This window comes from Pseudonocardia sp. 2-7 (genome assembly GCF_056341085.1).
Genome location: NZ_CP094507.1, coordinates 1022313 through 1040319, shown reverse-complemented (window position 1 = coordinate 1040319; position 18007 = coordinate 1022313). Strand labels below are relative to the sequence as shown.

Below are 18007 nucleotides of genomic sequence, written 5' to 3'. Positions count from 1 at the left end.
AGCCCCCTTCGGTGTGGTTCACAGTGCCGGGACGGGTCGGGGCGCTCACGCGTCGCCGTCCCCGGACGGTTCGGCGGCCGGCTCGACCAGCAGGACGGCCCGCCCGGAGGAACGCAGCCGGGCGGCCGCGGCGGCGACGTCGGCACCGGTCAGGGCGGCCAGCCTGCCGGGGAGCTCCACGGCGAGCTCGGCGCGGCCGTAGAGCAGCTCGCGGGCGCCGAGCCCGAGCATCCGGTACATGACGCGGTCGTCCTCGCGGTGCAGGGCGGCGACCCAGCGGGCGGTCTGGCGCTCCAGCTCCTCGGTGCCGGGGCCCTCCTCGGCGAGGCGGTCCAGCTCCTCGTCGACCGCGGCGGTGACCCGGTCCGCGGACACCTCGGCCGGGTGCACCGCGGTGATCGTGAAGGTGTCGGGGTCGCGGGCGTCGAACGGGCCGCCCATCAGGCCGTTGGATGCCGAGACGTCGGTGACCAGGCCCGCTCCGTCGGCGCCGCCGTGGACCAGGCGGCGCTGCAGCCGCGAGGCCTCGCCGTCGGCCAGGACGGTGGCGAGCATGGCGTGGGCCAGGTAGGCGTCCGGCTCGGCGGCCGGGTCGGGGACGCGGTAGCCGAGCGCCAGGGCGGGCAGCGGGGCGTGGGCGTCGGCCACGGTCTGCCGCCGCTCCGCGCCGGGGGCGGGCTCGGCGAACGACGGCCGCTGCGGGACGGGCCGGGCGGGGATGTCCCCGAAGTGCCGCTCGACCAGGGCGAGGGTGCCGTCGACGCCGTGCTCGGACAGGTCACCGTGCACGGTGACCAGCGCGTTGCCCGGCGCGTAGAAGGTGTCGAAGAACGCGGCCGCGTCGTCCAGGCTCGCCTGCTCCAGCTCGGAGAAGTCGCCGTAGCCGTTGTGGGCGTTCGGGAAGGTGTCGTAGAGGACCGGCGGCAGCAGGATCCACGGGAACCCGCCGTAGGGGCGGTTGTGGACGTTGAGCCGGATCTCCTCCTTCACGACGTCCACCTGGTTGCGCAGGTTCTCGACGGTGAGCTTCGGGGCGCGCAGCCGGTCGGACTCCAGGAACAGCGCCCGCTCCAGCGCCGCACCGGGCAGCACCTGGAAGTAGTCGGTGTAGTCCTGGTGGGTCGAGCCGTTGAAGATCCCGCCCGCGGACTGGACCTGCCGGAAGTGCTCCAGCTTCTCCAGGCTCTCGCTGCCCTGGAACATCAGGTGCTCGAACAGGTGCGCGAAGCCGGTGCGGCCCTCCGGCTCGGAACGGAAGCCCACGTCGACGTGCACCGAGACCCCGACCACCGGGGTGGCCGGGTCCGGGACGACGAGCACGCGCAGCCCGTTGGCCAGCGTGGCCCGGTGCAGCTCGAGAGCGGATTTGTCGGCGATCACGGACACGGGAGCGAGGCTATCCCCCACCCCCGACAACCTGCCCGGTCAGGCGTGCTCGGGCGGCAGGATCACGAACTGGCGCAGCCCGAGGTCGCGGTAGGTGACCGGGCCGCGGGGGCCGGGGGTGTGGTCGACGTTGATGCCGGTCTCGGGCAGGCCCAGCAGCTTGTAGCCGTCGAGCAGCCGCGACGGCGCGTTCCAGAACACCCCGGTGCCGGTGTAGCGGTCGATGAAACGGTGGGCGACCTGCTCGTCGGCGGCGCAGATCGTCGCGGCCAGGCCGGAGGTCTCCCGGGCGGCGGTGTCGGCGGCGTCGTCGGGGCCGTCGACGACGGCGACCGTCACGTGCGCCTCGGCGCCGGAGTCCAGCGCCCACTCGTGACCGAGCGGGTGGTCGTGCGGGGGCAGCGACAGCGCGATGCCGCGGGCGTCGAGGGCGGCCTTCGCGACCGGCAGCAGGGTGTCGTAGACGGGCCGGTCGACGAGCAGCAGGTTGAGCCGGTTGCAGACGCCGAGCCGGTCGGTCGAGTCGGTGACCAGGCGCGTGACGTCGGCCTCGGTGGCGCTGGCGTCGAGGTAGAGGACGCCGCCGCCGTCGGCGTGGGCGAGCACCCGGGTGCCCGCGGTCGCGCCGAGCACGGACAGCTTGCGGGTGACGTCCCCGGACCCGCGGACGACGACCAGCGGCACCAGGTCGGGCAACCCGACGAGGGCCTCGGCGCCGGCGTGGCCGGGCAGCGGGACGAGCTGCACGGCGGCCTCGGGGAGCCCGGCGTCGGCCAGTGCGGGGCGCAGCACCTGCTCGACGAGCGCGGCGGCACTGCCGAGCGCGGCGGACCCGGTGCGCAGGACGGCGGCGCTGCGGGCCTTGAGGACCTGCGAGGCGACGTCGACGGTCACGTTCGGCCGGGCCTCGAACACCGCGCCGATGACGCCGACCGGGATGCGCCGCTCGAACACCCGCTCGCCGGTCTCCAGCGTGCGGACCGGCCACTCGGTGGGCGGCTCGGGGGTCGCGGCGAGCACCTCGAGCTGGGTGGCGATGCCGGCGAGCCGCTCGGGGTCCAACCGCAGCCGGTCGAGCAGGCCCGCCGCCATGCCGTTCCGCTCGGCGGCGGCGACGTCGGCGGCGTTGACCTCGAGCAGCTCGTGCGCCCGGTCCCGGATCAGCGAGGCGGCGGCGCGCAGGGCGTCGTCGATCCGGCCCTCTCCCGCCGCGCGGACGGCCGGGGCGGCGGCCCGGGCGCGCTGCGCGGCCTCACGGACGGCGGCGGACTCGGGCGCCTCGGTCGTCTCCTGCGGGGTGGTCACGGTGCTGCTCACGCAGGTCAGGGTAGGCGGTCGCCGTCGCGGGCCCGACCGGGTATCCGGGGAGGACGGCTCAGGGCGCAGCGGCCGGCACGGCGTAGACGACGATGTTCGACTCGTAGCTCCCCGCCGCCGGGTCGAACACCCCGCCGCAGGTGACGAGGACGAGCTGCGGGTCGCCGTCGCGGCGGAACACCTCGCGGGGCAGGTCGTGCTTGCCGTACTCGCGACGCGCGACGACCCGGTAGGCCGCGGTGCGGCCGTCGGCGCCACGGACGACGACCGGCTCGCCCGCGACGAGCTGCGGCAGCACCGACAGGAACCCGATGCCCTGGGTGCGCGAGTCGACGTGACCGGCGATCACGGCGCTCCCGGACGCGCCGCCCGGGAGGACACCGGGGGCCCACCAGCCGACCGTGCGCACCTGGTCGGGGACGACCATCCCGCCGTTCGGGGCGGTGCCGACCGCGTCGACGGGGGCGGACAGGCCGCGGGCGGGGAGCTCCAGGGCGGCGGGGACGACCGGCTGCGACACGGTGCCGGGCTCGGGTGCGGGGAGCGGGTAGACGGCGGAGACGGTCCACGGTTCCCGTGGCGCGATGGGCGCCGGGCCGGTGGAACGGGGCGGGGGGCCGGTGCGGTCGCCGGGACCGGGGAGCGGGCCCACCGGAAGCGCGTCGGGCGCCGGCGGCGCGGCTGCCGCGAGCGGGGCGAGCACGGGTGGAGCGGCAGGCGCCACCGGGAGCGCGGCAGGTGCGGGCGGCGCAGCAGGTGCGGGCTGCGCGGCGGGCGCGGGCAGGACGGCGGTCGCCGCAGCAGCCGCATCGGAGGGCCCCGGCTCCCCCGGCAGCGCCGCGGCGTCGGGCGCCCCGACCGGCGGAGCCGGGTCCGGCGGCGCCAGGACCGGCAGCGCCCGGGCCACCGGCACCGCACGCGTCGCGGCGGAGGCGGTTCCCGCGGGCACGGCGCCGAGGTCGCTCGCCTCGACGCGGGCGTCGTCACCGAGTGCGAGACCGGCGCCGGCGCCCAGCAGGGCGACGCCGAGGAGCAGCAGCGCGGCCGCTCCCCGTACGCCCCCGGCCGGGCGCCGGCGCCGCGGTGTCACGCGCGGGCGCGACGCAGCCGGACGGCACCGGCGAGGAGCAGCAGCAACCCGGCACCGCCGAGCGCCACGGGCAGCGCGGCGTCGGACGCCGACGCGGCCTGGCCACCGGTGCCGGCGTCGACGGCGGGCGCGCCGGAGCCGCCCCGGCCCGCGGCGTCACCGGAACCGGAGGCCGAGCCGTTGCCGGTGCCGTTGCCGGCGCCCGCACCGGGCGCGGTCCCGTCGCCGGACCCGGCGGCGTTCCCGTCGGTGCCGTTCCCGGGGTTGTCCGTGCCGGAGCCCGGGGTCGTGGCCCCGGCCTCGGCCGCGGCCTGGTCCAGCTTGGTCTTCAGCTCACCGAGGTTCGTGAGCTGCGCGCGGGCCTGGTCGAGCTGCTCCGGCGGCAGGCCGGGCACGTTCAGCAGCTGCTGGGCCTGGTCGCTGAGCTGTCCGACCTGCTCCTGCGCGGCCTGCAGCCAGCCCTGGTCGAACTGCTCACCGGTGCGGGCCTTGAGGTCGTCGACCTGGGACTGGATCTCCGGGGAGACCTGGTCGGGCAGCGAGACGCCGATCGACGACGCCAGCCCCCGCAGCTTGTCGTTGATCTGCTGGCCCTCGCCCTGCACCTGCGGCGCGAGCTCCTTGACCTTGTCCCCGACGCCCTGCTCCAGGCCGATGCCGCCGAGCGCGGCGAGGCCGAGCGCCTTCTGGTGCGCGTCGCCGAACGCCTGGCGCGGGTCGCCGACGCCCGGGACCTGCGGGAGGTTGTCGGGCAGGTTCGGCACCTGCGGCGTCTCGCCACCGCAGGCGGTCAGCCCCACGAGTGCGGCCGCGGCGACGGCGGCACCGACGGTGCGGCTGATCCGGCGCGGGTGGTTCGTGGTCGTCGTCATGCGAGTCATCCCCCGGAGGTAGCGGTGTACTCCTGATGGGCTATCGGCTTACTCCGGACGTTGCAACTCGAACCACACGACAGGTCCCATGCGGGCGGCGAGTGGTTATCGCCGACGGCTGAGCGGTGCCGGGGCCGACGGCGGCGGGACGACCGGGCCGACGTCGCCGTCGGGTGCCTCGTCGAGGTCCAGGACGACCGGGGCGTGGTCGCTGGGGAGCTTCCCCTTGCGCGCCTTGCGGTCCACCCACACCGCCGCGCGACGGTCGGCCGGGCCCGACCCGGCCAGCACCAGGTCGATCCGCATCCCCTGGTCCTGGTGGAACCGGCCGGCCCGGTAGTCCCAGTAGCTGAACACGCGTTCGTCGGGCCAGCGCTCGCGCAGGACGTCCCGCAGCCCGGTCCCGAGCAGCGCGGCGAGCGCGGCCCGCTCGTCGGGGGTGACGTGGGTGGCGCCGTCGAACAGGGAACGGTCCCAGACGTCGTCGTCGGTGGGGGCGATGTTCACGTCCCCGGCCACCACGGTCGACGCGGGGTCGCCCGTCGCGACCAGCTCGCGCAGCGCACCGAGCCAGCGCAGCTTGTAGGCGTAGTGCGGGTCCTCCGGGCTGCGGCCGTTGGGGACGTACACCGAGGTGACCCGCAGCCCGCCGCAGGTGGCGGTGACGGCACGCGCGTCCGGGACCTCCAGCCCGCCCTCGGTGAAGACGGGCTCGTCGGGCAGGCCACGCACGACGTCGTCCAGACCCACCCGCGACAGCAGGGCGACCCCGTTCCACCGGCCCTGGCCGTGGTGCGCGCTCGCGTAGCCGCGCTCGGCCAGTGCCCCGTCGAAGGCCGCGGCGAAGTCGTCGTCGGAGAGCTTGGTCTCCTGGAGGCAGACGACGTCGGGTTCCCGCTCGTCGAGCCACGGCAGCAGCCGCGGCAGCCGGGACTTCGCGGAGTTCACGTTCCAGGTGGCCAGACGCACGCCCCGACCCTACGAGAGGAAGCGCGTCACCGACCGGCGGATGCCCGCGACGTCCAGGCCGTGCGCGGCGTCGTGGTCCTCCGGGCTGCCGTAGCGACGCAGCTCGGCGGCGCCGACCCCGAGCCCGAGGACCCGGTGCCGCAGGTCGGCGAGCGCGTCGGAGACGTGCCGCACCGAGGTCCCGGCGAGGTAGGGCTCCACGAGCACGACGTCCGGCTCGGACAGCGTGGCGCGCAGGCCGGCCGCGTCGAACGGGCGGACGGTCCCGGCGTACAGGACGGTCACGTCCAGGTCGGCGACGGCGGCGAGCGTCCGGTCCGCCAGAGGCCCCACCGCGACGACCGTCCCCCGGCGCCCCCGCCGCAGCACCGTCATCGACGGGCCCGCCCCGTAGGGCCGCGCGTTGGACGCGCCCGAGAGCCGGACGTAGACCCGGTCGTCGCCGGGCAGGGCGGCCCACAGCTGCGCCTCCGCCTCCTCGGCGTGCCCGGGCACGTGGACGGTCCAACCGTCGAGGGTGTCGAGCAGCGGCACGTCGCGCGGGCCGAAGTGGGTCTCCCCCGCGCCCGCCATGTCGTAGGACCCGCCGGCCGACACCAGCAGCGCCCCGACGCCCTGGTGCCCGAGGTCGAGCTTGAGCTGCTCGTAGGGCCGTTCGACGAGGAACGGCGCGAAGGTGTGCACGACCGGGCGCATCCCGGTCAGCGCGAGCCCACCGGCGGCGGAGACGAGCAGCTGCTCGCGGATGCCGACGTTGATCACGCGGTCGGCGAGGTCGGGCGGGAAGTCGACGTAGCCGGCCCCGATGTCGGCCAGCAGCGCGACGGCCCGCGGGTCGGACGCGATCAGCTCCGGCATCAGCGCATGGAAGCGTTCCCGCAGGTCGGGCGGGGTCACGGGGTCGGAGGGAGTGGGCTGCTGCGTATCGGTGAGCAGAGCAAAGCCGGTCATCGGTGGCTCCCCTTCGGTTCGACGTGCGCGACGACGGCGAGCGGTCGGTCGGGGTGTGCGGTGCGGAAGGCGCGTTCCAGGTCGTCGTGGTCGCGGCCGTCGGCGTCGACGGCGACCCAGCCCTCCGCGGTGAAGCGGCCGGCGATCCCGCCGGGCCAGCCGTGCGAGGCCGAGCTGTTGTCGACGACGACGGCGCTCAGCCCGGACAGCCCGGCACGGCCCGCGTACTGGATCGCCTCGAAGTTGGAGCCCTCGTCGAGCTCGGCGTCGCCGACGAGGACGACGGTGCGCGCGTCGCGGCCCTGCAGCAGCAGCCCCGACGCGGTGCCGACGGCCAGTCCGAGCCCGTGGCCGAGCGAGCCGGAGGAGATCTCCACCCCGGGCACGAGCGTGCGGTCGGGGTGCTGCCCGAGGGGCGAGTCGTACCCGGCGAACCGGTCGAGCAGGTGGTCGTCGAGGAACCCGCGGGCGACGAGGACGGCGTAGAGCGCCATCGGGCCGTGTCCCTTGGAGACCAGGAAGCGGTCGCGGTCGGGGTCGTCGGGACGCCGCGGGTCGACGCGCAGGATGCGGTCGTAGAGGACCCACAGGACGTCGAGGGTGGAGGTCGCGGCGGGTTCGTGCTTCTCGTCGCCGGTCATCCGGGTCATCAGCCCGGCGAGGTCGGCGTAGCCGGTCGGTGATCGCATGCGACCACCCTGTGACCTGCAGCCGACTTCAGGTCAAGGGGCCGAGCTACTCCTCTCGTCCGGCGGGGTCGCCTTGCGGACGTAGAGCAGCTGGTCACCCCGCTCCAGCGCGTCGACGGCGGCCGAGTCGACCCGGTGGAGCTGCTCGCCGCGCACCACGCCGAGCACGATGTCGGGCAGGTGCCGCGGGGAGCCGCCGACCTCGGTCGGCTCGACCTGGCGCTGGGAGATCGCGAAGCCGGCGTCGGGGGTGAGCAGGTCCTCCACCACCTCGACGACGGCGGGCGAGCGGGTCGCGACGCCCAGCAGCCGCCCGGCCGTCTCGTCGGACACGATCACCGAGCTGGCGCCGGACTGGCGGAGCAGGTGCACGTTCTCCGCCTCGCGCACCGCGGCGACGATCGAGATCGACTTGGACAGCTCGCGGGCGGTCAGGGTGACCAGCACCGCGGTGTCGTCGCGGTCCAGGGCGACGACCAGCGTCGTCGCCAGCTGCACCCCGGCGATGCGCAGCACCGCGGAGCGGGTCGCGTTGCCGGACACGGTGACCAGGCCCAGCCCGGAGGCCACGTCCAGCCGCGCCCGGTCGGTGTCGACGACGACGATCTTCCCGGGGTCCACGTCGTCACCCAGCAGCGTCTCCACCGCCGCGCGCCCCTTGGTGCCGTAGCCGACGACGACGATGTGCTCGCGCACGCGCGACCTCCAGCGCTGGATCCGGAACGACTGCCGCGAGCGCTCGGTGAGCAGCTCGACGGTCGTACCGACGAGGACGATCAGGAACAGCACCCGCAACGGGGTAATCACCGCGATGTTGATGGAGCGGGCCATCGGGCTGACCGGCACGATGTCGCCGTAGCCGGTCGTCGACAGCGACACCGTCGCGTAGTAGAGGGCGTCGAGCAGCGAGATCTCGCCCGCGCCGTTGTTGTCGAGGTAGCCGTCGCGCCCGAAGAAGACGATCAGCGTCGTCGCGCCGAGCGCGAACACCGCGATCGCCAGGCGGGTCACCAGCGAGCGCACCGGGCCCGACCGCGGGTCCGGCATCCGCAGCGCACCCTCGACCTGGGGATCGAGTTCGCTGAGCCGGGTGGAGCCGATCACGTGCGAAGGCTAGCGCCCAGGTCGCGCCGCACCGACCGCGCGGGCCCTATCCTCACTCAGGTGTCGGCCGAGGGGGACCACGAACGTGTGACGCCTGCTGCGCGCACGTCGCTGCGGCCGCGGCTGAGCGCGCGCCGGTTCCGCGGCGGCGCCGCACCCGGACCGGACCCGACCGAGGTCCTCGAGACGGGCGTCGCCGTGGCCGCGGGCCTGCGCGAGCCCGCGGGGTCCGCCGCCGCGACCGAGGCGCTGCGCCGGCTCGCCGGGCTCTGCGGCGCCGAGGCGGCGGGCCTGGTCCGGCCCGGCCTGCCCGACTCGTGGTGGGGCCCCGGCCGCGCCGACGGCGTCGCGCTCGCCGGGCGGGCCCGCGGGCGACGGCTCACCGAGGCCGGCCGCACCGCGCTGCCCGTCGGCGACGGGCCGGTGCTCGTCCTGGCCGGTGGGGTCGGGTCGGCCGCCGCCCGCCGGACCGCCGCCTTCGTCGCCGACGCCCTCGAACGCGCCCGCCTGACCGACGGGGAGGCCGAGGCCGAGGCCGCCCGGCTGCGTGCGCTGCGGGCCCAGATCTCGCCGCACTTCGTCTACAACGCGCTCACCACGATCGCCTCGTTCGTCCGCTCGGACCCGGCGCGCGCCCGCGACCTGCTGGAGACCTTCGCCGAGTTCATCCGGCACTCGCTCGCCGCACGTGGCGACTACGTGCCGCTGGCCGGGGAGTTCCGCTCGGTCGAGGCCTACCTGACCCTCGCCCGCGCCGTGCTCGGCGAGCGGCTGCGGGTGCAGGTGCGGGTGGCGCCGGAGGTGCTGCCGGTGCCGGTCCCGGTGCTGGCGCTGCAGCCGCTGGTCGAGAACGCGGTGCAGCACGGCGTCGAGCGCTCCCCCGACGGCGGGCTGGTGCAGGTCAGCGGCGAGGCCGAGGGGGACGTCTGCGTGATCACCGTCGACGACGACGGGCCGGGCATGAGCCCCGAGCACGCCCGCGCCGTGCTGGCCGGCACCGCCGAGGGCGCCGGGCTGGCGCTGGTGAACGTCGACCGCAGGCTGCGTGCGGTCTACGGCCCCGATCACGGCCTGGTCATCGAGACCGCGCCCGGCGCGGGCACCCGGATCGTGCTGCGGATCCCGCGGTTCCAGCCCGGGGTGGTGATCTGAGGTGACACCCGCCGCCGAGCCGCTGCGCGTGCTGGCCGTCGACGACGTCGCCCCCGCCCTCGACGAGATCTGCGCGTTGCTGGCCGACGCGCCCGACGTCGGCGAGGTCGCCCGGGCCGGCGGCGCGGTCGAGGCGCTGCGCGCGATCCCCACCGGCCGGTTCGACGCCGTCTTCCTCGACATCACCATGCCCGGGATGGACGGCCTGGAGCTCGGCGGTGTGCTGGCCGCGATGGCCACGCCGCCGGAGATCGTCTTCGTGACGGCGTTCGAGGAGCACGCCGTCGCCGCGTACGGCCTCGGCGCCGTCGACTACCTGCTCAAACCGGTCGGCGCGGACCGTCTCGCCGACGCGCTCGGCCGGGTGCACCGGGCCCGGGCGGGCCGCTCGGCCGCCGGGCCGGGCGTCCCGGGGGCGGCCGCACCGGAACCGGCCGGGCCCGCGCTCCCCCGCGTCGACGAGCTCGCCGTGCTGCCGGTGGAGGCCGCCGGGCGCACCCGCTACGTCCGCCGCGAGGACGTCCGCTTCGTCGAGGCCCACGGCGACTACGTGCGGCTGCACCTGCCCGGGGGCTCGCACCTGGTGCGGATCCCGCTGTCCCGGCTGGAGGAGCACTGGGACCCGCACCGCTTCGTCCGCGTGCACCGCAGCTTCCTGCTGCACCTGCCCGCGGTCCGCGAGCTGCGCAGCGACGCCGGCGGCGGCCTGCTCGCCCACACCGACGCCGGTGACGTTCCGGTCAGTCGTCGCCACGCCCGGGACCTGCGCGACCAGCTGCTCGCCGCGGCCACCGCCGGGGCGCTCGACGGCCACCGCGCCCCCGACGGCGACGGCCCGGGAAGCGACCGGGGGCGGCCGTGACCGCCCGCCCGCGCCGGGTCGCGGTCAGCGCACCGCCCGAGCGGGGTACCGCCGTACCGCGCCCGCAGCCGGCCGCGGCGCTCGACCCGGAGCTGGCCGAGCGGGCCCGCGGGCTGCGCCGGGCCCAGCTACGGCGCGCCGTGGTCACCCTGGCCTGCGCCGCGGTGCTGCTGTTCGGGCTGCCGGTGCTGCTGCGGCTCGCGCCGGACCTGGCCCGGTGGCGGGTCGGGGGGCTCCCGCTGGGCTGGATCGCGGTCGCCTGGCTGCCGTACCCGCTGCTCGGCGTGCTGGCGTGGTGGCACCTGCGCCGGGCCGAACGCGCGGAACGCCCGTGACGGCCGCCGCGGTCGTCGCCCTGCTGCTGGTCACGGTGCTGATCGGGGCACGTGGCGTCGCGGCGATGCGCACCACCTCGGACTTCCTCGTCGCGTCCCGGCGGACCTCGCCGATGCTCAACGCGGCCGCGGTCTCCGGGGAGTACCTGTCGGCGGCGTCGTTCCTCGGCGTCGCCGGGCTGGTGATCAAGGAGGGCACCGGGGCGCTCTGGTACCCGGTCGGGTTCGCCGCGGGCTACCTGCTGATGCTCGCGCTGGTCGCCGCGCCGATGCGCCGCTCCGGGGCGCTGACCGTGCCCGGGTTCGCCGAGGCCCGCCTCGGGTCGCGGTCGCTGCGCCGGTTCTGCGCGGTGGTCGTCGTGGTGATCGCGGTGCTCTACCTGGTGCCGCAGATCGTCGCGGCCGGGCAGCTGCTCACGCTGGTGTCGGGCGTCGACTACTGGGTCGGGGTCGTGGTGTCCGGGCTCGCCGTCGGCCTGACCCTGGCGCTGGGCGGGATGCGCGCTGCCACCTACGTGCAGGCGTTCCAGTTCGCGCTCAAGCTCCTGCTGTTCGCCGGGCCCGCGATCTGGCTGCTGCTGCTCGCCGGGCCGCAGCTGCGCGCCGACATGGCCGCACCGCCGGAGTTCACCCGGTTCACCGCCGAGACCCCGGTCGACTTCCGGCTCGACACCGAGCTCGTGCTGACCGAGCCGACCGTCGTGGTCGTCGACGGGGTGCCGGTCCCTCTCGCCCCCGGCCCGCACCACGCCGCCGCCGACGCCGTCTGGGTCTTCCCCGACGGTGCCGCCGTGCCCGAGCTGGGCGGCGACCGGGCGTCCCTGCCGGTGCCCGGCGGTGCCGAGTGGGCGCTGCCGCTGCTCGGCACCGCCGACACCTCGCCGCTGCTGACGACCTGGTCGGTGCTGGTCGCGACGGCGCTGGGGACGATGGGGCTGCCGCACATCATCGTGCGGTTCCACACCAGTCCGGACGGGCGCGGTGCCCGGCGCACCGCGGCGATCACCGTCGCGATGCTCGGCGCGTTCTACCTGTTCCCGATCGTCTACGGGCTGCTCGGGACGGTGCTCACCCCCGAGCTGTACCTCTCGCAGGGCACCGACACCGCGATCGTCACGCTGCCCGGCCGGGTCACCGGCGGCGGCACCGCGTCGGCGCTGACCGCGATGCTCACCGCGGGGGCGTTCGCCGCGTTCCTGGCCACCTCGCTCGGGCTGCTGCTCGCGCTGTCCGGGGCGCTCGCCCACGACCTCATGCCCTCGGGTCTGCGGCGGCTGCGGCTGACCGCGCTGGCCGCGTCGGCGGCCGTCGTACCGGCGGCGCTGCTGATGGTGCGCGTCGACGTCAGCGCGGCGGTGACCTCGGCGTTCACCGTCGCGGCGTCGACGTTCTGCCCGCTGCTGGTGCTCGGCCTGTGGTGGAAGGGGCTGACCGCGCGCGGCGCGTACGCAGGAATGGTCACCGGGCTGCTCGCGACGGTCGGGTCGATGGCGCTGGGCGCCGCGCTCGGGCTCGGCGGGACGGCCGGCATGCTGCTCGCCCAGCCCGCGCTGTGGTCGGTGCCCTGCGCATTCCTCGTCATGATCGCCGTGTCACTGGGCGATCACGTTCCGTCGGACGCGGAAGTTACGATGCTGCGGCTCCATCTGGCCGATCGGGAGTGAGCGCTTTAGCGTAGCGGCGACATCGGAGTCAAGACCGCTCGTCGTTCGGTGCCGCGCTCGATCGTCCGTTCGTCGGCCGCTCGCATCTTGGGCCGCCCGGAGCGTGCGTGTGGGGTTCCGCACACGGCCCGAAGGCCCTTTCCTGGGTCCGGTCCCGTGGCCGTGCGTGGCTTGTGCAAGGAGGCATACGTGAGTACGACCGAGTCCGACGAGCAGCCCGGCGGTCCGACGCCGGGCACTCCCGACTGGGCCGCCGTGCAGGCGAGCCCCGACTTCCAGGAGCTGCGCAAGCGGCTGCGCGGGTTCGTGTTCCCGGTGACCGCCGGGTTCCTGGCCTGGTACCTGCTGTACGTGCTGCTCGCGACGTTCGCGACGGACTTCATGGCCACCCCGGTGCTCGGCAACATCAACCTGGGGCTGATCCTCGGGCTGCTGCAGTTCGTGTCGACCTTCGCGATCACCGTGGTCTACATCCGCTACGCCGACCGCGTGCTCGACCCGCTGTCGTCGAAGCTCCGCGGCGAGATCGAGGGGACCCGATGAGCCCGACAGTCCTGGCGGCGACGGCGGACAGCAACCCCGCGCTCAACATCTCGATCTTCCTGGCGTTCGTCATCGTGACGCTGGGGATCGTGTTCTACGTCAACAGCCGGCACGCCAAGAAGACCGCGGCCGACTTCTACACCGCCGGCGGCGGCTTCTCCGGCACCCAGAACGGGTTCGCGATCGCCGGTGACTACCTCTCGGCGGCGTCGTTCCTGGGGATCGCCGGTGCCATCGCGATCAACGGCTACGACGGCTTCCTCTACTCGATCGGGTTCCTGGTCGCGTGGCTGGTCGCGCTGCTGCTGGTCGCGGAGCTGCTGCGCAACACCGGCCGCTTCACCATGGGCGACGTCCTGGCGTTCCGGATGAAGCAGCGCCCGATCCGCGCCGCGGCGGCCACCTCGACGCTCGCGGTGTCGTTCTTCTACCTGCTCGCGCAGATGGCCGGTGCCGGTGCGCTGGTCTCGCTGCTGCTCGGCATCTCGGGCGGCTTCGCCCAGGGCGTCGTGATCGCGGTCGTCGGCGTCGTGATGATCACCTACGTCCTGATCGGCGGCATGCGCGGGACGACCTGGGTCCAGATGATCAAGGCGGTGCTGCTCATCGCGGGCGCGCTGGTCATGACGATCTGGGCGCTCGCCCTGTTCGGCTTCAACTTCTCGTCGATCATGCAGGCCGCCGCGGACGGCTCGCCGAAGGGCGAGGGCCTGTTCGCCCCCGGCCAGCAGTACGGCGCGTCGCTGACCTCGCAGATCGACTTCATCTCCCTCGGGATCGCGCTCGTCCTCGGCACCGCGGGCCTGCCGCACGTGCTGATGCGCTTCTACACGGTGCCGACGGCGAAGGAGGCCCGGAAGTCGGTCGAGGTCGCGATCTGGCTGATCGGCCTGTTCTACCTGTTCACCCTGGTCATCGGCTTCGCCGCCGGTGCGATCGTCGGGCCGGAGGCCATCCAGGCCGCGCCGGGCAAGGTGAACTCCGCCGCGCCGCTGCTCGCCGCCGCCCTCGGCGGACCGGTCCTGCTCGGCATCATCGCCGCGATCGCGTTCGCGACGATCCTGGCGGTCGTCGCCGGGCTCACGATCACCGCGTCGGCGTCGTTCGCGCACGACGTCTACATCAACGTGATCAAGCGGGGCGAGGTGGCGGACACCGAGGCCACCCAGGTCCGGGTCGCCCGGCGGACCGCGATCGTGATCGGCGTGGTCGCGATCGTCGGCGGCATCCTCGCGAAGGACCAGAACGTCGCGTTCCTCGTGGCGCTGGCCTTCGCGGTGGCGGCGTCGGCGAACCTGCCGACGATCCTGTACTCGCTGTTCTGGAAGCGGTTCAACACCACCGGCGGCCTGTTCTCGATCTACGGCGGTCTGATCAGCACCCTGGTGCTGATCGTCTTCTCGCCGGTGGTCTCCGGGAAGGAGACCTCGATCTTCCCGACCGTGGACTTCGCCTGGTTCCCGCTGGCCAACCCGGGCCTGGTGTCGATCCCGCTGTCGTTCCTGCTCGGCGTGATCGGTACCTACATCGGGCAGAAGCGCCACGACGGCAGCAAGTACGCCGAGATGGAGGTCCGGTCCCTGACCGGTGCCGGCATCGCCAAGGCCGAGGCGCACTGACCGCAGGCCACCCCAACGCGGAGAGCCCGCGTCCCCGTCACCGGGGGCGCGGGCTCTCCGCGTCCTGCGGCTACACCTCGGCGGCGGAGACGGTCGGCACCCCGGCGACGAGGTCGTGCAGCGCGCGGGCGTCGAGCAGGTCCGCCGGGCGCAGGGTGACGCCGTCGCGGACGTAGTGGAACGCCGCCCGCACCCGGTCCGGCTCGACGTCCTGCAGGGCCGCCCATGCCAGCCGGTAGGCGGCGAGCTGCACCCCGACCGCCTGCCTGCGGTCCTCGGCGGGCAGGCGACCGGTCTTCCAGTCCACGACCGTCCAGCCGCCGTCGGGGTCGGCGAACACCGCGTCCATCCGGCCGCGCACGGCGACCCCGGCCAGCACCGTCTCGAACGACACCTCGACGTCGACGGGCCGCCGGTCCGCCCACTCCGACGCCTCGAACGCGGCCTGCAGCTCGGCGAGCTCGGTCGCGTCGGCCTCCGAGGAGACCGACTCGTCGGCGGCGCCGGGCAGCTCGTCGATGTCCAGCAGGCGTTCCGCGCCGAAGCGCTGCTCCAGCCAGGCGTGGAACGCGGTGCCGCGGCGGGCGTGCTGGTCGGGCGGCATCGGCACCGGACGGCGCAGCCGCACGGCGAGCGCGTCCGGGTCGTCGGCGAGCTCGACGAGCCGGCTCACCGACAGCCGACCGGGCAGCGACACCGTGGGCCGCTGCGCGGCGGCGGCCCGCTCCGCGAGCAGGACGTCGACGTCGGCGGCCCAGCCCTCGGGGTCACCCTCGGCGTCGACCACGCCGGCCCCGGGCTCCGCGCCGGGAGCCGCGGGCAGCTCCAGTGCGAGCTGGTCGGCGGGCGCGGCGCGGCGCGGCCGCTTCGGGCGCCGGGCCCGCAGCGCGGTACGGACCAGGTCGGCCCCGGAGCGCACGTCGTCGGCGCGGTCGCCGAACGGGTCCGGCGGCCACTGCGCGGTCCGTTCGACGCCCAGCGCCGGGTTGCCGGTGTCCAGCTCGGGCGGCGGTGCCCACTGCTCCAGCACACCGACCTCGGAGCCGCCGGGGCCCTCCAGGATCTCGGCGAGCTCGGTCAGGAACACCGACGGTTCCTTCGGCTTCTCCCCCGTCGCGGGCCAGCGGTGCCCGGACACCAGCAGCACCCGTTCGGACCGGGTGAGCGCGACGTAGAACAGCCGGCGTTCCTCGGCGAGGCGGCGCTCGTCGAGGGCGTCGTCGTGGTCGTCGAGCGCGGTCTCGACCTGTTTGCGGTCGGCGCCGGGCGGGGGCAGGTGCAGGCCGGGCAGGTCGTCGGCGTCGCCGCGCAGCGGGACCGGCAGCGCGGCCGGGTCCTTCAGCCAGGAGCCGGACATCTTGCGGCCGGGGAAGACCTGCGCGACCAGGTGCGGGACGGCGACGACCTCCCACTCCAGCCCCTTCGCCGCGTGCACGGTGAGGATCTGCACCCGGTCCGGCGCGACCTCCACCTCGCCGGGGGTCAGCCCCTCCTCGGCCTGCTCGGCGGTCTCCAGGTAGTCGAGCAGACCCGGTAGCGACGGCACGTCCGCACCGGCGGCGAAGTCCGCGACGACGTCGGCGAACGCGTCGAGGTGCGCCCGGCCGGTGGGGCCGGGGCGGGCCATCGTCTCGACGTCGAGGAGCAGGGTCCGCTCGACGTCGGCCACCAGGTCGGTCAGCGGGGCCGCGGTGCGGGCGCGCAGCTGGGCGAGCTCACGGCCGATCCGCCGGATCCGGTCGAACCCGGCCGGGGAGTAGCGCTCCGGGCCACCCGGGTCGTCGAGGGCGTCGACGAGACCGGCCTGCTCGGCCTGCTCGCCGGGCAGTGCGCCGAGGGCCAGGTCGGCGGCCGACAGCGGCCCGGGGCGGGCCGGGCGGTGCGGGACGAGCTCGCGGGCGCGCTGCCACAGCGCGGCCAGGTCGGCGATCCCGAGCCGCCACCGCGGCCCGGTCAGCAGCCGGACGGCGGCCGGCCCGGCGAGCGGGTCGGACACCACCCGCAGCGCGGAGACGAGGTCGCGGACCTCGGGGGTGGACAGCAGCCCACCGAGCCCGACGACCTCCACCGGGACCCGCCGGTCGCGCAGCGCGGCGGCGAGTGCGTCCATGTCGGAGCGGCGCCGGACCAGCACGGCCGCGGTGGGCGGGGTGCCCTCGTCGTGGCCGGCGTGCCAGCGCTCGGCGATGCCGTCGGCGGTCCAGGCCACCTCGGCCGCGACGTCGGGCAGCAGTGCGGCCCGCACGGTGCCGGGGCCGGCGCCGTCGAGCGGGCGCAGCTCCCCCACCCGCACGGTGCCGGGCGCGGTCCGCAGCGGCTCGGAGACCCGGTTGGCCAGGACGAGCACCTCGGACGGGTTCCTGAAGCTGGTGAGCAGCCCGTGCACGGGCGCGGGGTCGCCGCCCGCAGCGGGGAAGTCGGTGCGGAAGCGCGCCAGGTTCCCGGCGCTCGCGCCCCGCCAGCCGTAGATCGACTGGCAGGGGTCGCCGACCGCGGTGACCGAGCGGTGGTCCGGGCCGTCGTCCGGCTCCGGGGCGAGCCCGGGCGGCACGCCGAACAGGGCGCGGAGCAGCACCCGCTGGGCGTGCCCGGTGTCCTGGTACTCGTCGAGCAGCACGGCCCGGTACTGGGAACGCTCGATCCGCCCGACCTCCGGGTCGGCCTCGGCGATCCGGGCCGCGAGGGCCATCTGGTCGGCGAAGTCCATGGCCTGCTCGGCCTGCTTGCGCCGGGCGAACTCCTCGACCAGCGGCAGCAGCTCGCAGCGCATCCGCTGCCCGGCGATCCGGGCCTTGTACCCGGCCGAGGGCTCGGCGCGCTGCCGCTTGCCGGGCGGGGCGTGCTCCAGCACCGGCAGCATCCGCTCGGCGAGGCGCCGCACCTGGTCCGGTTCGACGAGGTGCTCCCCCAGCTCCCCGGCCAGGGAGAGCAGGTAGCCGGTGACGGTCGCGGGGACCCGGTCGATCTCCAGGTCCGCGGCCCAGGTGGACACGACCCGGTGGGCCAGCTGCCAGGCCGCCGTCGGGCCGAGCAGCCGGGCGGTGGGCTCGGCGGGCAGCCGCAGCGCGTGCTCGCCGACCAGGCGACCGGCGTAGGCGTGGTAGGTCGCGACGGTGGGCTCGCCCGCCAGCAGCGCGGCGCGCCGGGCACCCGACGGGTCCAGGTCGTCGAGCAGCCGGGCCCCGGCGAGGCGGCGCAGCCGGGACCGGACGCGGGTGCCGAGCTGCTGGGCGGCCTTGCGGGTGAAGGTGAGTCCGAGGACCTGCTCGGGCAGCACCCGGCCGGTCGCGACCAGCCAGACGACGCGGGCCGCCATCGTCTCGGTCTTGCCGGCCCCCGCCCCGGCGACGACGAGCGCCGGCCCGGCGGGCGCGGCGATGACGGCGGCCTGCTCCTCGGTCGGCGGGTGCAGACCGAGCGCGTGCGCCAGCTCGGCGGGGGTGGGGTCCACACG

Annotated in this window: 15 protein-coding genes; 6 read left to right on the top strand and 9 right to left on the bottom strand. The window is 75.5% G+C overall.

What is annotated here, in order from left to right:
• Positions 1–45: 45 nt before the first annotated feature.
• From MTO91_RS05285 to MTO91_RS05250, 8 genes are all read right to left on the bottom strand, one after another.
• Entirely contained in the window at positions 46–1386 is a 1341-nt protein-coding gene (locus MTO91_RS05285) for a M16 family metallopeptidase (protein WP_476653938.1), read from the bottom strand.
• Positions 1387–1425: 39 nt separating this feature from the next.
• Complete coding sequence (locus MTO91_RS05280) at positions 1426–2703, bottom strand: aldehyde dehydrogenase family protein (protein ID WP_476653937.1); 1278 nt, start codon at positions 2701–2703, stop codon at positions 1426–1428.
• 58 nt (positions 2704–2761) lie between these two features.
• Positions 2762–3793: a class F sortase gene (locus tag MTO91_RS05275; RefSeq protein WP_476653936.1), complete on the bottom strand. Its 1032-nt coding sequence runs from the start codon at positions 3791–3793 to the stop codon at positions 2762–2764.
• Positions 3790–4665, bottom strand: coding sequence for a DUF4142 domain-containing protein (locus MTO91_RS05270; RefSeq protein ID WP_476653935.1), 876 nt, complete (start codon positions 4663–4665; stop codon positions 3790–3792). The genes MTO91_RS05275 and MTO91_RS05270 overlap by 4 nt, the downstream gene beginning before the upstream one ends.
• A 105-nt stretch (positions 4666–4770) precedes the next feature.
• The gene (locus MTO91_RS05265; RefSeq protein ID WP_476653934.1) at positions 4771–5634 is read right to left on the bottom strand and encodes an exodeoxyribonuclease III; all 864 of its coding nucleotides are present in this window, start codon (positions 5632–5634) and stop codon (positions 4771–4773) included.
• Between the two features lie 9 nt (positions 5635–5643).
• The gene (locus tag MTO91_RS05260) at positions 5644–6585 is read right to left on the bottom strand and encodes a transketolase family protein (protein WP_476653933.1); all 942 of its coding nucleotides are present in this window, start codon (positions 6583–6585) and stop codon (positions 5644–5646) included.
• The gene (locus MTO91_RS05255) at positions 6582–7274 is read right to left on the bottom strand and encodes a transketolase (protein WP_476653932.1); all 693 of its coding nucleotides are present in this window, start codon (positions 7272–7274) and stop codon (positions 6582–6584) included. Before MTO91_RS05255 ends, MTO91_RS05260 begins: the two co-directional genes overlap by 4 nt.
• Positions 7275–7307: 33 nt before the next feature.
• The gene (locus MTO91_RS05250; RefSeq protein ID WP_405421586.1) at positions 7308–8321 is read right to left on the bottom strand and encodes a potassium channel family protein; all 1014 of its coding nucleotides are present in this window, start codon (positions 8319–8321) and stop codon (positions 7308–7310) included.
• Between the two features lie 117 nt (positions 8322–8438).
• On the opposite strand from MTO91_RS05250, the gene MTO91_RS05245 reads away from it, so the two are divergent.
• From MTO91_RS05245 to MTO91_RS05220, 6 genes are all read left to right on the top strand, one after another.
• Positions 8439–9530, top strand: coding sequence for a sensor histidine kinase (locus tag MTO91_RS05245; protein WP_251785631.1), 1092 nt, complete (start codon positions 8439–8441; stop codon positions 9528–9530).
• A 1-nt stretch (position 9531) separates the two neighbouring features.
• Entirely contained in the window at positions 9532–10392 is an 861-nt protein-coding gene (locus MTO91_RS05240) for a LytR/AlgR family response regulator transcription factor (protein ID WP_476653931.1), read from the top strand.
• A complete protein-coding gene (locus MTO91_RS05235; protein WP_405419073.1) occupies positions 10389–10727 on the top strand; it encodes a hypothetical protein in 339 nt (112 codons plus the stop codon). Before MTO91_RS05240 ends, MTO91_RS05235 begins: the two co-directional genes overlap by 4 nt.
• Positions 10724–12391 (top strand): sodium/solute symporter, encoded by a 1668-nt coding sequence (locus MTO91_RS05230; RefSeq protein WP_405421588.1) that lies wholly within the window; start codon positions 10724–10726, stop codon positions 12389–12391. Before MTO91_RS05235 ends, MTO91_RS05230 begins: the two co-directional genes overlap by 4 nt.
• Before the next feature lie 189 nt (positions 12392–12580).
• Positions 12581–12934, top strand: a complete 354-nt coding sequence (locus MTO91_RS05225; protein WP_251785635.1) for a DUF485 domain-containing protein — start codon at positions 12581–12583, stop codon at positions 12932–12934.
• Positions 12931–14553 (top strand): solute symporter family protein, encoded by a 1623-nt coding sequence (locus MTO91_RS05220; protein ID WP_405419074.1) that lies wholly within the window; start codon positions 12931–12933, stop codon positions 14551–14553. Before MTO91_RS05225 ends, MTO91_RS05220 begins: the two co-directional genes overlap by 4 nt.
• Positions 14554–14623: 70 nt before the next feature.
• Here MTO91_RS05220 and MTO91_RS05215 read toward each other — a convergent pair whose 3' ends face one another.
• Positions 14624–18004 (bottom strand): ATP-dependent helicase, encoded by a 3381-nt coding sequence (locus tag MTO91_RS05215; RefSeq protein WP_476653930.1) that lies wholly within the window; start codon positions 18002–18004, stop codon positions 14624–14626.
• Positions 18005–18007: the final 3 nt, after the last annotated feature.

What these genes read in the sequence shown, in the direction of transcription:
- MTO91_RS05270 (WP_476653935.1), bottom strand. Translation starts at nt 4,665, where the DNA reads ATGACGACGACCACGAACCACCCGCGCCGGATCAGCCGCACCGTCGGT.
- MTO91_RS05260 (WP_476653933.1), bottom strand. Translation starts at nt 6,585, where the DNA reads ATGACCGGCTTTGCTCTGCTCACCGATACGCAGCAGCCCACTCCCTCC.
- MTO91_RS05255 (WP_476653932.1), bottom strand. Translation starts at nt 7,274, where the DNA reads ATGCGATCACCGACCGGCTACGCCGACCTCGCCGGGCTGATGACCCGG.
- MTO91_RS05250 (WP_405421586.1), bottom strand. Translation starts at nt 8,321, where the DNA reads ATGCCGGACCCGCGGTCGGGCCCGGTGCGCTCGCTGGTGACCCGCCTG.
- MTO91_RS05220 (WP_405419074.1), top strand. Translation starts at nt 12,931, where the DNA reads ATGAGCCCGACAGTCCTGGCGGCGACGGCGGACAGCAACCCCGCGCTC.